We start from the raw sequence: 15,007 nt of genomic DNA on the forward strand, positions 1-15,007 counted from the left end.
TTTTGGAGCGGGAAACGAGACTCGAACTCGCGACCCCGACCTTGGCAAGGTCGTGCTCTACCAACTGAGCTATTCCCGCAAATCTGTACTGCTTTTGCTGCTGTCGTAATTCGCATTTCTGCGTCGTTACGGGAGGCGCATTATACGAGAAATCCGTTTAGCTGCAACCCCCCTGAAAGCGTTTTTTTCGAAAATTCGTTCAAGTGATTAATTTACAATCAAGCTGAACAATTTAGCGTCAAAAACCCGGTGACGCAAGCCACCGGAGAACAAAATCAAAGATTAATAAAATGTTCGCGATAGTAAGCAAGCTCTGCAACAGATTCACGAATGTCGTCCATCGCCTGATGTGTTCCCTGCTTGGTGAAGCCCGCAAGGATTTCCGGCTTCCAACGACGCGCCAGTTCTTTGAGCGTGCTGACGTCCAGATAGCGATAATGGAAATACGCCTCCAGCTCCGGCATGTATTTAAACAGGAAACGACGATCCTGCCCGATGCTGTTGCCGCAGATAGGTGATTTCCCTTCCGGAACCCACTCTTTCAAAAAAGCCAGCGTGGCCAGTTCAGCTTCACGATCGCCCATGGTGCTCGCCTTCACGCGCTCCACCAGCCCGCTACCGGTATGCGTACGTACGTTCCAGTCATCCATTAATGCCAGCTGTTCGTCGGACTGGTGCACCGCAATTGTCGGTCCTTCAGCCAGAATATTCAGGTTGGCATCCGTCACCAGCGTGGCGATCTCAATAATGCGATCGCGCTCGGGATCCAGACCTGTCATCTCCAGATCGATCCAAATCAGGTTGTTTTCATTGGCACTCATGCTATTTTCCACCCTTCAGCGTCACATTCAGTGTGACTACATTGATCTAAAATTGTGTGTATCATAAATGTTTTGCCCATCATGGGCGACCAGGAGCCAGTCCGATTGAGTAAGAATAAACTCTCCAAAGGCCAACAGCGCCGTGTGAACGCCAATCACCAGCGTCGTCTTAAAACGTCCACGGAGAAGCCCGACTACGACGACAACCTGTTTGGCGAAACCGCCGAAGGCATCGTTATCAGCCGTTTTGGCATGCATGCCGACGTAGAGTCTGCTGACGGTGAAATTCACCGTTGCAACATCCGCCGTACAATTCGCTCGCTGGTGACCGGCGATCGCGTAGTCTGGCGCCCGGGTAAAGCGGCAGCTGAAGGCGTGAATGTCAAAGGTATCGTTGAAGCGGTACACGATCGTACCTCGGTACTGACACGACCCGACTTTTACGACGGGGTAAAGCCTATTGCCGCCAACATCGACCAGATCGTTATTGTCTCAGCCATCTTACCCGAGCTGTCACTCAATATTATCGACCGGTATCTGGTAGCCTGCGAAACGCTACACGTTGAACCGATTATCGTGCTGAATAAGATCGATCTGCTGGATGATGAAGGCATGGCCTTCGTTAACGAACAGATGGATATCTATCGCAACATTGGCTATCGGGTGTTGATGGTATCAAGCCGCACAAAAGACGGCCTGAAACCGCTTGAAGAAGCATTAACCGATCGCATCAGCATTTTTGCCGGTCAATCGGGCGTAGGTAAATCCAGCCTGCTCAATAATCTCCTCGGCCTGCAGGAAGAGATCCTGACCAATGATGTCTCTGACAACTCCGGCCTTGGACAGCACACCACCACGGCCTCTCGCCTGTATCATTTCCCGCACGGCGGCGACGTTATCGACTCCCCTGGCGTGCGTGAGTTTGGACTGTGGCATCTGGAGCCGGAACAAATCACGCATGGCTTTGTCGAATTTCATGACTATCTGGGCCATTGCAAATACCGCGACTGCAAGCATGATACCGATCCAGGCTGCGCTATCCGTGAGGCTGTAGAAAAAGGGGCCATAGCCGAAACCCGGTTTGAAAATTATCACCGCATCCTGGAAAGCATGGCGCAGGTAAAAACGCGTAAAAACTTTTCTGATACAGACAACTGACAACTAAGCTAAGCATCGCTAGAATCGTCCCCCTTTTTTCAGGATCCGGCCCGTATGCCGGATCGGGAACAAATTATGGCCTGGAGGCTACCTTGTTAAACTCATTTAAGCTTTCGCTACAATACATTCTGCCGAAACTATGGCTCACTCGCCTGGCGGGTTGGGGTGCGAGCAAACGAGCGGGATGGCTGACCAAACTGGTTATCGATCTGTTCGTGAAATATTACAAGGTCGATATGAAAGAGGCGCAAAAGCCGGACACCGCCAGCTATCGCACCTTTAACGACTTCTTTGTTCGCCCGCTGCGCGACGATGCTCGCCCGATTAACACCGATCCAAACGTACTGGTCATGCCCGCTGACGGCGTGATCAACCAGTTAGGTAACATCGAAGAAGACAAACTGCTGCAGGCTAAAGGGCACAGCTATACCCTTGAAGCGCTGCTGGCTGGCAACTACCAGATGGCGGATAAATTCCGCAACGGTACGTTTGTAACCACTTACTTGTCTCCACGCGATTACCACCGTGTACACATGCCGTGTAACGGTATCCTGCGTGAAATGATGTACGTGCCGGGCGATCTCTTCTCTGTAAACATCCTGACTGCGCAAAACGTACCGAACCTTTTTGCCCGCAACGAACGTGTAATCTGTCTGTTTGATACCGAATTTGGCCCGATGGTGCAGATTCTGGTCGGCGCGACCATCGTCGGCAGCATTGAAACCACATGGGCTGGCACCATTACCCCACCACGAGAAGGCGTCATCAAGCGCTGGACCTGGCCGGAAGGCGAAAGCGAAGGGTCGGTGGCGCTGTTGAAAGGTCAGGAAATGGGCCGCTTTAAGCTCGGTTCCACCGTCATCAACCTGTTCGCACCTGGCAAAGTTAACCTGGTTGAGCAATTGCAGGATCTTTCCGTGACTAAAATCGGCCAGCCAATGGCCATCTCGACCGAGACTTTCGTGACGCCAGAGGCAGAACCGGCCCCGCTGGCGAAAGAAGAGATCGAAGCAGAACACGATGCCAGCCCGCTGGTTGACGACAAAAAAGACGAAAGTTAAACATAGGAATCGCTGCTGTGCGCCTGATTATCACATTTCTGATGGCCTGGTGCCTCAGCCTGGGGGCATACGCTGCGACGGCCCCCGATGCCAAACAACTCACCCAGGAACTGGAGCAAGCAAAGGCGGCAAAACCCGCTCAGCCAGAAACCGTTGAGGCGCTCCAGTCCGCGCTGAATGCCCTTGAGGAGCGTAAAGGCTCTCTCGAGCGCGCCCAGCAATACCAGCAAGTTATTGATAACTTCCCCAAGCTGTCCGCAACGTTACGCGCGCAGCTTAGCAACCTGCGTGATGAACCGCGCAATGTGCCAACCGGACTCACTACCGATGCGTTAAACCAGGAGATCCTCCAGGTTAGCAGCCAACTGCTGGAAAAGAGTCGTCAGGCCCAGCAGGAGCAGGATCGCGCCCGGGAAATCGCCGACTCGTTAAGCCAGCTTCCTCAACAGCAAACCGATGCCCGCCGCCAGCTCAATGAGCTTGAGCGACGCATTGGTACCGCCAACGGCAATTCCGCACAGAATCAGGCGATGCAGGCTGAATCCGCCAAACTTAAAGCCCAGGTCGATGAACTGGAGCTGGCGCAGCTTTCTGCCAATAACCGTCAGGAACTGGCGCGTATGCGCTCCGAACTGGCGGAAAAACAGAGTCAACAACTCGACACTTACCTGCAGGCTTTGCGCAATCAACTCAACAGTCAACGTCAGCGTGAAGCTGAGCGAGCGCTGGAAAGCACCGAACTGCTGGCGGAAAACAGCGCGGGACTGCCGGAAGGCATTGTCGACCAGTTCAAGGTGAACCGCGAGCTGTCTCAGGCCTTAAACCAGCAAGCACAGCGTATGGACCTGGTCGCTTCGCAGCAGCGTCAGGCCGCCAGCCAAACGCTGCAGGTGCGTCAGGCATTGAATACGCTGCGAGAGCAGTCTCAGTGGCTTGGGGTTTCAAATATGCTGGGAGAAGCGCTGCGAGCGCAGGTATCCCGTCTGCCGGAAATGCCTAAACCTCAGCAGTTGGATACCGAAATGGCGCAGCTTCGCGTACACCGCATGCGCTATGAGGATCTCCTCAACAAACAGCCGCAGCTGCGTCAGATTCATCAGGCCGATGGACAACCGCTGACCGCTGAACAGAGCAGCATCCTCAACGCCCAGCTACGGACCCAGCGTGAGCTGCTGAACTCATTGTTACAGGGTGGCGATACGCTGATCCTTGAGCTGACCAAGCTCAAAGTTTCCAACAGCCAACTGGAAGATGCGCTAAAAGAGGTCAACGAAGCGACGCACCGCTACCTGTTCTGGACGTCAGACGTTAGCCCTATCTCCCTCTCCTGGCCTGTCGACATCGTTCAGGATCTGCGGCGTCTGATTTCATTAGATACGTTTAATCAGTTGGGCCAGGCCAGCATCATGATGCTGACCAGCAAAGAAACGCTGCTACCGCTGTTCGCGGCGTTGGTGCTGGTTGGCTTTAGCCTCTCTTCGCGCAAGCACTTCACCCGTTTCCTTGAACGCTCGTCCGCGCGGGTCGGGAAAGTCACCCAGGACCACTTCTGGCTGACAATACGCACGGTATTCTGGTCAATACTCGTCGCTTCGCCGTTGCCAGTGCTGTGGGCAACGCTCGGTTACGGATTGCAGGAAGCCTGGCCTTATCCGTTGGCTGTCGCGATCGGCGATGGCGTTACCGCCACGGTGCCCATGCTGTGGGCGGTAATGATCTGCGCTACCTTTGCGCGTCCCAACGGTCTGTTTATTGCCCACTTTGGCTGGCCGCGGAACCGCGTCGCGAAAGCCATGCACTATTACCTGATGAGCATCGGGCTGATTGTCCCGTTGATCATGGCGGTGATTATGTTTGATAACCTCAATGACCGGGAATTCTCCGCCTCACTGGGGCGTCTGTGCTTTATTCTGATTTGCGGTGCGCTGGCTGTCGTAACCCTGAGCCTGAAACGCGCCGGGATACCGCTGTACCTCGATAAAGAGGGCAACAGCGATAACATGGTCAACAGCATGCTGTGGAATTTGCTGATGGGTGCGCCGCTGATTGCTATTCTCGCCGCAGCGGTGGGCTATCTCGCTACGTCACAAGCCTTGCTGGCGCGTCTGGAAACGTCCGTAGCGATTTGGTTCTTATTACTGGTGGTGTATCACGTTATCCGCCGTTGGATGCTAATTCAGCGCCGCCGCCTGGCGTTTGACCGCGCCAAGCATCGACGCGCTGAAATGCTGGCGCAGCGCGCGCGAGGCGAAGAAGAACCACCGCATTCCACCAGCCTTGAAGGCGCGATTGACGTTGATGAAAGCGAAGTGGATTTGGATGCTATCAGCGCACAATCGCTGCGCCTGGTGCGTTCTATCCTGATGCTTATCGCCCTGCTCTCGGTCATTGTACTGTGGTCAGAAATTCATTCCGCTTTCGGCTTCCTGGAAAACATCTCGTTGTGGGATGTCACCTCCACGGTTCAGGGCGTGGAAAGCTTAGAACCGATAACGCTGGGCGCAGTGCTTATCGCGATTCTGGTGTTTATCATCACCACCCAGTTAGTACGCAACCTGCCCGCGTTGCTGGAGCTGGCACTACTGCAACATCTTGATTTAACCCCCGGTACCGGTTATGCCATCACCACCATCACCAAGTATCTGCTGATGCTGATTGGCGGTCTGGTTGGCTTCTCGATGATCGGTATTGAATGGTCCAAACTGCAATGGCTGGTGGCGGCTCTCGGTGTCGGTCTGGGCTTTGGTTTGCAGGAGATCTTCGCCAACTTTATTTCCGGCCTGATAATCCTGTTTGAAAAACCAATCCGCATTGGCGACACGGTGACGATTCGCGATCTTACCGGTAGCGTGACGAAGATTAATACCCGTGCCACCACTATCAGCGACTGGGACCGCAAAGAGATCATCGTGCCCAACAAAGCCTTTATCACCGAACAGTTTATCAACTGGTCGTTATCCGATTCCGTTACCCGTGTGGTGTTAACCATCCCGGCACCGTCGGAGGCGAACAGCGAGGAGGTTACGCAGATCCTGCTGACTGCCGCGCAGCGCTGTTCTCTGGTTATCGATAATCCGGCACCTGAAGTCTTTCTGGTTGACCTGCAGCAGGGGATTCAAATCTTCGAACTGCGTATTTATGCCGCAGAGATGGGGCATCGCATGCCGCTGCGCCATGAAATCCACCAACTGATTCTGGCAGGCTTCCGCGAGCACGGTATTGATATGCCGTTCCCTCCGTTCCAGATGCGTCTGGAGAGCCTCGGCGGTAAGCAAACAGGGAGAACATTAAGTTCTGCAGGAAGAGGTAGTCGCCCGGCAGGGAGTTTGTAACGCACAATGCAGGCAAGAAATGCCGGATGGCGACCCGTTGGGTCTAATCCGGCCTACGAAGATGCTACTTTGTAGGCCGGATTAGGCAGGTCGTTTATTCCACCGCCCACTCAGGCTCGTTGATCGTGCGACGGCTGTAGTTCTGATAAATCGCCATCGCCAGCAGTGAGAAGAAGATCGGACCGCCGGTCATCCACAGTGCGCTGTTCCAGTCTCCGGCTTCAATTACCGGCTGGATGATAGTGAACACGTTGGCAAACGTCACCACCAGCACGACCACTCCCGTTGCCAGCAACGTCGCCGCTCGGGTTTTAAATACAACAAACGGCCTTTCCAGACCCGGATGGGATTTAAAGAACGGAAACGCCAGCGCCAGGAACAGATACGGCAGCGTCATCGAGACGTTCGCCATCAGCGTCAGTTTGTTATAGAACGCTGAAGCCGTATCGCCACCAAATGAAACCAACAGGATAAACAGGCACACCAGCAGGCACTGTAACCACATTGCCGTCGTCGGCATCCCTACGGCATTCAGTTTGGTCATCGGCGCGGGCCACAACGCCTTCGGCGTGCCCTGAATAATCGCTTTCAGCGGTGAGTAGCTGAGGGTGAAAAAAGCGCCGGTGTAGGCAAGGAACATGGAAAGCCCGGTAATACGTGCAAACCATACGCCCATCACCATTGCGGCATCAGGGGAAAGATGTAGCGCATTACCCAACGTCATTCCGAGGCTTTTCATCAGGATATAGGTAATATTCCCGAGGTTAACTGAGCTATTACTTAATACCTGCTGCCAGTTGGTGCTAACACCCCATAAAAAGATGGCCAGTGAATAACCAACAGAAATGACAATAGCGGCAAAAACAATGCCTTTAGCAAAGTTCTTTTCTGGTTTTTCTGTTTTATCAACCAGTCCCCCCACAGCTTCAATTCCGCCGTAAGCAAAAATGGCAAACACAACAAATGACAACATTGCCAGTCCGGACTGATATCCGGGATTAGGCGAGGAGATGAAATTAATATCCTGTGCAAAGTGGCCACCAGTTAATAACAAAATAGCGACACTCACTAACAACAGAACTAAATTAAGACACATTACGGCAATTCCACCTACAGCCGTAATACGCGCAATCTTATTAATACCCCGGGATGCCACGCAGGTCACCAGGATCATCCAACCGACGGCGAGCAACCCGACAACCTGCGTAGGCTCAAGCCCTGCAATACGCCAGTGCTGCGTCATGTCTGCGCCAAACAAGAAGGTTGAAAAAGGTACCCAGACTTTCGCCGCGGTGCTTACCATCCATATCACATAAGAAGAAAACCACATAAACGTGCCGATAAACGCATAACGCGGTCCAACGCTATTATTCATCCACGAATAGATTCCCCCCTCTTCTTTCCGATAGGCAGAACCCATTTCCGCCATCATTAAAGCAAATGGGATAAAGAATAATAATGCAGAAAATATATACCACGGAATCGCGCTATACCCCATTAAATAGAACGCGGAGGGGCTATTAGCAAAACCGAAAACAGACGTAAATATCATGAGGATGAGACCAATCAGGCTCATCTTTTTTATTGTTTGGGTCATCAAACCATCCCTTACTCTGGCAAGCGTTTAACAAACGCCGCTCACCGATTGGCACTGCTCTCTTTGCAGAGTTCAGCGATAAAAAAATCAACACAGAATTGATACCTAAACGATATCAAATATCCAGGTGTAAATTGTGGCTATTAGAGGGGAAATGAAAAAATATGCTACAAAGTGGCGATTAAGCCGCCACTTTGTATTGCAGAAGAGTAAATTATGCGCGATCGACGGTAAATGCGATTACCTCGGCCAGGCTCTCTGCGCCCAGCGCCAGCATCACCAGACGGTCAACACCCAACGCCACGCCTGAGCAATCCGGCATGCCCACTTTCAGCGCTTCCAGCAGGTTGGTATCGATAGGTTGCTGCGGCAGGCCACGTGCGGCGCGTTTGCGGTTATCCTGTTCAAATCGCTGCTGCTGTTCGCGCGCGTCGGTCAATTCATGGAAACCATTCGCCAGCTCAATACCTTTGTAATAAACCTCGAAACGTTCAGCCACGCGGTGATCTTCGGTACTGATTTGCGCCAGTGATGCCTGGCTGGCCGGGAAATGATACACAAACGTCGGTTTGTCTTTACCAATATGCGGTTCAACGCCCATCGTAAACAGCAGTTGCAGTAAGGTATCCCGGTCTTCTTCGGTATCAGCGATATTGCTGAGATCCAATTTCGCCGCCGCTTCCCGCAGTTGGGTTTTATCCGCAGACAGCGGGTCAATCTCCAGATGGCGCTGAAAGGCCTGCTGGTAAGAAAGGCTTTCCGCAGGCGAACAGTCCAACACCTGCTGGAGCAAATCATCCACTTCATTCATCAGGCGATACATATCGTAATGCGGACGATACCACTCAAGCATGGTGAATTCAGGGTTGTGATGACGCCCCATCTCTTCATTACGGAAGCTGCGGCATAATTGATACACCGGGCCGCACCCTGCCACCAGCAGGCGCTTCATATGGTATTCAGGGCTGGTCATTAAATAGAGATTCATTCCCTGGGAGTGCCCAGGGCCGACGAAACGCGTTTCGAACGGGAACAGATGGATGTCCGTCACCGTTGCCTGACTCATACAAGGGGTCTCAACCTCAAGCACGCCACGATCGGCAAAAAAGCGGCGAATCTCCGCTATAATTGCTGCACGTTTCAACAGATTGGGGATGGACGCGCTCGGCTGCCAGGTTGCCGTTTCGCTCATGGTTGTTTCTCCGATTTAAGACAAGGGCACGAAGTCTACTCGTATCGCGCTAACGAGACAAATTTCGCGCACCAGTAATCAGCACTGGCAATTGGATAAAAAAAGCGACACAGGGTGGTTTAGTAATTAAATTAATCAAATTCAATGATAATTCCCCCCTCTGATACGCTAAAAAAATCGAACACGTCAAATTTCCCGCACATCCCTAAGACTATACTATTGTACCTATAAAGGAGCAGTGGAAACGCGTTCATAACCTGTTTGAAGCCGATGAAGCATCTGATTCAGGCAGGGATGAAATAACAACAATCTGGAGGAATGTCGTGCAAACCTTTCAAGCCGATCTTGCCATTATAGGCGCCGGTGGCGCGGGATTACGTGCTGCAATTGCTGCCGCACAAGCAAATCCCAACGCTAAAATCGCACTGATCTCAAAAGTGTACCCAATGCGCAGCCATACCGTTGCTGCCGAAGGCGGCTCTGCTGCTGTCGCGCAGGATCATGACAGCTTTGACTACCATTTTCACGATACGGTAGCAGGCGGAGACTGGCTGTGTGAGCAGGATGTCGTGGATTACTTTGTCCACCACTGCCCAACTGAAATGACGCAACTGGAACAATGGGGCTGCCCATGGAGCCGTCGTGAAGACGGTAGCGTCAACGTACGTCGCTTCGGCGGCATGAAAATCGAGCGTACCTGGTTTGCCGCGGATAAGACCGGCTTCCACATGCTGCATACGCTGTTCCAAACATCTTTGCAGTTCCCGCAGATTCAGCGCTTTGACGAACACTTCGTTCTGGATATCCTGGTTGACGATGGCCATGCTCGTGGTCTGGTTGCCATGAACATGATGGAAGGCACGCTGGTGCAAATCCGTGCTAACGCTGTCGTGATGGCAACGGGCGGCGCAGGTCGTGTTTACCGTTACAACACCAACGGCGGCATCGTAACCGGCGACGGTATGGGCATGGCGCTGAGCCACGGCGTTCCGCTGCGTGATATGGAATTCGTTCAGTATCACCCAACAGGTCTGCCAGGCTCCGGTATCCTGATGACTGAAGGCTGCCGTGGTGAAGGCGGTATTCTGGTTAACAAAAACGGCTACCGTTATCTGCAAGACTACGGCATGGGTCCGGAAACCCCGCTGGGCGAGCCAAAAAACAAATACATGGAACTCGGTCCGCGCGACAAAGTTTCTCAGGCTTTCTGGCACGAATGGCGCAAAGGCAACACCATTCCCACTCCGCGTGGCGATGTGGTTCACCTCGACCTGCGTCACCTCGGCGAGAAAAAACTGCTCGAACGTTTACCGTTCATCTGCGAACTGGCGAAAGCTTACGTGGGTGTCGATCCGGTTAAAGAGCCGATCCCGGTACGTCCGACCGCGCACTACACCATGGGCGGTATCGAAACCGATCAGCACTGTGAAACCCGCATTAAAGGTCTGTTCGCTGTCGGCGAATGTTCCTCTGTTGGTCTGCATGGCGCTAACCGTCTGGGCTCTAACTCCCTGGCTGAACTGGTGGTCTTCGGTCGTATGGCCGGTGAGCAGGCTGCAGAACGCGCTGCAACGGCTGGCGCTGCAAACAGTGCCGCTCTTGATGCACAGGTTGCTGGCGTTGAAAAACGTCTGAAAGATCTGGTTAACCAGGAAGGTAACGAAAACTGGTCTAAGATCCGTGACGAAATGGGCCTGTCCATGGAAGAAGGTTGCGGTATCTACCGTACGCCGGAACTCATGCAGAAAACCGTTGATAAGCTGGCGGAACTGCAGGAACGCTTCAAGCGCGTACGTATCACTGATACCTCCAGCGTCTTCAACACCGACCTGCTGTATACCATCGAACTGGGTCACGGTCTGAACGTTGCTGAATGTATGGCGCACTCTGCTCTGGCGCGTAAAGAATCCCGCGGCGCGCATCAGCGTCTGGATGAAGGCTGCACCGAGCGTGACGATGTGAACTTCCTCAAACACACCCTCGCCTTCCGCGATGCTGACGGCACGACTCGCCTGGAATACAGCGACGTGAAAATCACCACTCTGCCACCGGCTAAACGTGTTTACGGTGGCGAAGCGGAAGCAGCCGATAAGAAGGAGAAGGCGAATGGCTGAGATGAAAAACCTGAAAGTTGAGGTGGTGCGCTATAACCCGGAAACCGATACCGCGCCGCACAGTGCTTTCTACGAAGTTCCTTATGATGAAACCACGTCACTGCTGGATGCGCTGGGCTACATCAAGGATAACCTGGCACCGGACCTGAGCTACCGTTGGTCCTGCCGTATGGCGATCTGCGGCTCCTGCGGCATGATGGTCAACAATGTACCGAAACTGGCGTGCAAAACCTTCCTGCGTGATTACACCAACGGCATGAAGGTTGAAGCGCTGGGCAACTTCCCGATTGAGCGCGATCTGGTCGTCGACATGACGCACTTTATCGAAAGCCTGGAAGCGATCAAACCGTACATTATCGGTAACCCGCGTACACCGGATCAGGGTCCAAACACCCAGACTCCGGCGCAGATGGCGAAGTATCATCAGTTCTCCGGTTGCATCAACTGTGGTCTGTGCTATGCAGCGTGTCCGCAGTTCGGCCTGAACCCTGAGTTCATTGGACCGGCTGCGATTACGCTGGCGCATCGTTACAACGAAGATAGCCGCGACCACGGTAAGAAGGAGCGTATGGCTCAGTTGAACAGCCCGAACGGCGTCTGGACCTGTACTTTCGTGGGCTACTGCTCCGAAGTCTGCCCGAAACACGTCGATCCGGCTGCGGCCATTCAGCAGGGTAAAGTTGAAAGTTCAAAAGACTTTCTTATCGCTACCCTGAAACCACGCTAAGGAGTGCACGATGACGACTAAACGTAAAGCCTATGTGCGGCCAATGACGTCCACCTGGTGGAAAAAGCTGCCATTTTATCGTTTTTACATGCTGCGTGAAGGTACGGCGGTTCCGGCAGTCTGGTTCAGCATTGAACTGATTATCGGCCTGTTTGCACTCAAGCATGGTGCAGAGTCCTGGATGGGCTTTGTCGCCTTTTTGCAAAACCCGGTGGTGGTAATCCTTAACATTATCGCCCTGGCAGCAGCGCTGCTGCATACCAAAACCTGGTTTGAGCTGGCGCCAAAAGCTGCCAACATCATCGTAAAAGACGAAAAAATGGGGCCAGAGCCGATCATCAAAGGTCTCTGGGCAGTTACTGTGGTTGCGACAGTAGTCATACTGTTTGTTGCCCTGTTCTGGTAAGGAGTCCGGAATGATTAATCCAAATCCAAAACGCTCTGACGAACCCGTATTCTGGGGCCTGTTTGGTGCAGGCGGTATGTGGAGCGCAATCATTGCGCCGGTAATGATCCTGCTGGTAGGCATTATGCTGCCGCTGGGCTTTGTTCCTGATGCTTTCAGCTATGAACGCGTACTGGCATTCGCTCAGAGCTTCATCGGACGTGCGTTTCTGTTCCTGATGATCGTTCTGCCGCTGTGGTGTGGTTTACACCGTATGCACCACGCGATGCATGACCTGAAAATCCACGTGCCTGCTGGCAAATGGGTATTCTACGGACTGGCAGCAATCCTGACCGTTGTAACGGCTATTGGTATTCTGACCATCTAAGTACATGCGTTAATAATCAGGCCCGCCATTGGCGGGCCTTTTTATTTGTGCAGTACTCCTGTCAACCAACGGGAAAATTCACGCATCGCGGGTGTCTCCGGACGCGATTGCAAACGCGTTATCCAGTAACTTCCCAAATCAATCTGCGTTAAAAACGGTTGAACGATTCGTTCCCTACTGAGTAAATGCGTGAACATTCTGACTGGCGCAATTGCCACACCGATCCCCGCCTGCGCGGCTTCCAGCATGGTGACGGACGAATCAAACACCACCACGTTGTGCGTCGGTGACGGAGGCGCCTCTCCGGCGGCCTGCATCCAAAGCGTCCATTCATCCCGCCGATACGATCGTAATAACGGAAATTTCAGGATGTCCGCAGGCGTTTGAATCTGCGAAGCCAATGTTGGCGAACACAGTGGAGACATCAGCGCGCTACATAAATATTGCGCGTCGGTATCGTGCCAAGCTCCCCCTCCGTAGCGAATGGTATAATCCAGCCCTTCGGCAGCGGGATCCACGCGGTTATTATGGGTAGAAATATGCAAATCAACATGCGGGTAACTGCGCTTAAAATCGCCCAGTAGAGGAAACAGACACCCAACCGCAAAGGTCCCCACCACGCCAATTTTAAGTTTTTCCTGGGTGTGTTTGGTAGCAAAACGATCCAGCATCCCCGCCATACGATCGAAAGAGTCATTAAGTACAGGTAACAGACTTTCCCCTTCAGTCGTCAACATTAATCCACGAGAACCGCGCACAAAAAGCTGACAATTTAGCTGCTGCTCCAGCGCTTTTACATGCTGACTGATGGCAGAATGCGTCACGTTGAGCTCAATCGCGGCGCGGGTAAAACTGAGATGTCTGGCGGCGGCTTCAAAAGCCCGCAGCGAGTTAAGAGGGATATAGCTACGCGTCATCATCCGGCCTGTTAGAAAAACTTATATCTGCTGCTAAATTTAACCGTTTGTCAACACGGTGCAAATCAAACACACTGATTGCGTCTGACGGGCCCGGACACCTTTTTGCTTTTAATTACGGAACTGATTTCATGATGAAAAAATCGTTATGCTGCGCTCTGCTGCTGACAGCCTCTTTCTCCACATTTGCTGCCGCAAAAACAGAACAACAGATTGCCGATATCGTTAATCGCACCATCACCCCGTTGATGCAGGAGCAGGCTATTCCGGGTATGGCCGTTGCCGTTATCTACCAGGGAAAACCCTATTATTTCACCTGGGGTAAAGCCGATATCGCCAATAACCACCCAGTCACGCAGCAAACGCTGTTTGAGCTAGGATCGGTTAGTAAGACGTTTAACGGCGTGTTGGGCGGCGATGCTATCGCCCGCGGCGAAATTAAGCTCAGCGATCCGGTCACGAAATACTGGCCAGAACTGACAGGCAAACAGTGGCAGGGTATCCGCCTGCTGCACTTAGCCACCTATACGGCAGGCGGCCTACCGCTGCAGATCCCCGATGACGTTAGGGATAAAGCCGCATTACTGCATTTTTATCAAAACTGGCAGCCGCAATGGACTCCGGGCGCTAAGCGACTTTACGCTAACTCCAGCATTGGTCTGTTTGGCGCGCTGGCGGTGAAACCCTCAGGAATGAGTTACGAAGAGGCAATGACCAGACGCGTCCTGCAACCATTAAAACTGGCGCATACATGGATTACAGTTCCGCAGAACGAACAAAAAGATTATGCCTGGGGCTATCGCGAAGGGAAGGCTGTACACGTTTCTCCGGGACAACTTGACGCCGAAGCCTATGGCGTGAAATCCAGTGTTATTGATATGGCCCGCTGGGTTCAGGTCAACATGGACGCCAGCCGCGTTCAGGAGAAAACGCTCCAGCAGGGCATTGCGCTTGCGCAGTCTCGCTACTGGCGTATTGGCGATATGTACCAGGGATTAGGCTGGGAGATGCTGAACTGGCCGCTGAAAGCTGATTCAATCATCAACGGTAGCGACAGCAAAGTGGCATTGGCAGCGCTTCCCGCCGTTGAGGTAAACCCGCCTGCCCCCGCAGTGAAAGCCTCATGGGTGCATAAAACGGGATCCACTGGAGGATTTGGCAGCTACGTAGCCTTCGTTCCAGAAAAAAACCTTGGCATCGTGATGCTGGCAAACAAAAGCTATCCTAACCCTGTCCGTGTCGAGGCGGCCTGGCGCATTCTTGAAAAGCTGCAATAACTGACGATGAGGCCCAGGATATTGGGCCTCCTTTCTTT

The 15,007-nt window shown here is 52.9% G+C and carries 12 protein-coding genes and 1 tRNA gene; 8 read left to right on the plus strand and 5 right to left on the minus strand.

Going from position 1 to position 15,007, the window contains the following annotated elements; genetic code table 11:
- Positions 1–3: 3 nt before the first annotated feature.
- Together OGX89_RS23560 and orn are read right to left on the minus strand one after the other, a co-directional pair.
- A tRNA-Gly gene (locus OGX89_RS23560) sits at positions 4–79 on the minus strand.
- A 196-nt stretch (positions 80–275) separates the two neighbouring features.
- On the minus strand, positions 276–821 hold the full coding sequence (gene orn / locus OGX89_RS23565; RefSeq protein WP_020996267.1) for an oligoribonuclease: 546 nt from the start codon (positions 819–821) through the stop codon (positions 276–278).
- 105 nt (positions 822–926) lie between these two features.
- On the opposite strand from orn, the gene rsgA reads away from it, so the two are divergent.
- The 3 genes from rsgA (at position 927) to mscM (ending at position 6,372) form a co-directional block, all read left to right on the plus strand.
- Positions 927–1,979, plus strand: coding sequence for a small ribosomal subunit biogenesis GTPase RsgA (gene rsgA / locus OGX89_RS23570; RefSeq protein WP_170974257.1), 1,053 nt, complete (start codon positions 927–929; stop codon positions 1,977–1,979).
- Positions 1,980–2,071: 92 nt separating this feature from the next.
- A complete protein-coding gene (gene asd, locus OGX89_RS23575; RefSeq protein WP_003830511.1) occupies positions 2,072–3,040 on the plus strand; it encodes an archaetidylserine decarboxylase in 969 nt (322 codons plus the stop codon).
- Positions 3,041–3,057: 17 nt separating this feature from the next.
- Positions 3,058–6,372: a miniconductance mechanosensitive channel MscM gene (mscM, locus tag OGX89_RS23580; RefSeq protein WP_003830513.1), complete on the plus strand. Its 3,315-nt coding sequence runs from the start codon at positions 3,058–3,060 to the stop codon at positions 6,370–6,372.
- A 94-nt stretch (positions 6,373–6,466) separates the two neighbouring features.
- Here the strand turns inward: mscM and yjeM are convergent, their stop codons facing one another.
- Positions 6,467–7,969, minus strand: a complete 1,503-nt coding sequence (gene yjeM / locus OGX89_RS23585; RefSeq protein WP_003830515.1) for a glutamate/gamma-aminobutyrate family transporter YjeM — start codon at positions 7,967–7,969, stop codon at positions 6,467–6,469.
- Positions 7,970–8,183: 214 nt separating this feature from the next.
- On the minus strand, positions 8,184–9,161 hold the full coding sequence (gene epmA / locus OGX89_RS23590; protein ID WP_079939036.1) for an elongation factor P--(R)-beta-lysine ligase: 978 nt from the start codon (positions 9,159–9,161) through the stop codon (positions 8,184–8,186).
- A gap of 323 nt (positions 9,162–9,484) precedes the next feature.
- Between epmA and frdA the strand changes: the two genes are divergently transcribed.
- The 4 genes from frdA to frdD are packed head-to-tail and all read left to right on the plus strand — an operon-like array spanning position 9,485 to position 12,775.
- On the plus strand, positions 9,485–11,275 hold the full coding sequence (frdA, locus tag OGX89_RS23595; RefSeq protein ID WP_126957052.1) for a fumarate reductase (quinol) flavoprotein subunit: 1,791 nt from the start codon (positions 9,485–9,487) through the stop codon (positions 11,273–11,275).
- On the plus strand, positions 11,268–12,002 hold the full coding sequence (gene frdB, locus OGX89_RS23600) for a fumarate reductase iron-sulfur protein (RefSeq protein WP_003025540.1): 735 nt from the start codon (positions 11,268–11,270) through the stop codon (positions 12,000–12,002). The genes frdA and frdB overlap by 8 nt, the downstream gene beginning before the upstream one ends.
- Positions 12,003–12,012: 10 nt before the next feature.
- Complete coding sequence (gene frdC, locus OGX89_RS23605; protein WP_003025537.1) at positions 12,013–12,408, plus strand: fumarate reductase subunit FrdC; 396 nt, start codon at positions 12,013–12,015, stop codon at positions 12,406–12,408.
- A gap of 10 nt (positions 12,409–12,418) precedes the next feature.
- Positions 12,419–12,775 carry a fumarate reductase subunit FrdD gene (frdD, locus tag OGX89_RS23610; protein WP_003025535.1) on the plus strand — a complete coding sequence of 119 codons (357 nt, stop codon included), beginning with the start codon at positions 12,419–12,421 and terminating at the stop codon, positions 12,773–12,775.
- Positions 12,776–12,816: 41 nt separating this feature from the next.
- Here frdD and ampR read toward each other — a convergent pair whose 3' ends face one another.
- A complete protein-coding gene (gene ampR / locus OGX89_RS23615) occupies positions 12,817–13,692 on the minus strand; it encodes a LysR family transcriptional regulator AmpR (RefSeq protein WP_003830523.1) in 876 nt (291 codons plus the stop codon).
- A gap of 131 nt (positions 13,693–13,823) precedes the next feature.
- On the opposite strand from ampR, the gene OGX89_RS23620 reads away from it, so the two are divergent.
- The gene (locus OGX89_RS23620; RefSeq protein WP_063859837.1) at positions 13,824–14,969 is read left to right on the plus strand and encodes a class C beta-lactamase CMY-35; all 1,146 of its coding nucleotides are present in this window, start codon (positions 13,824–13,826) and stop codon (positions 14,967–14,969) included.
- Positions 14,970–15,007: the final 38 nt, after the last annotated feature.

It is taken from the genome of Citrobacter sp. Cpo103, from assembly GCF_030332605.1.
Taxonomy (GTDB): Bacteria; Pseudomonadota; Gammaproteobacteria; order Enterobacterales; family Enterobacteriaceae; genus Citrobacter; species Citrobacter portucalensis.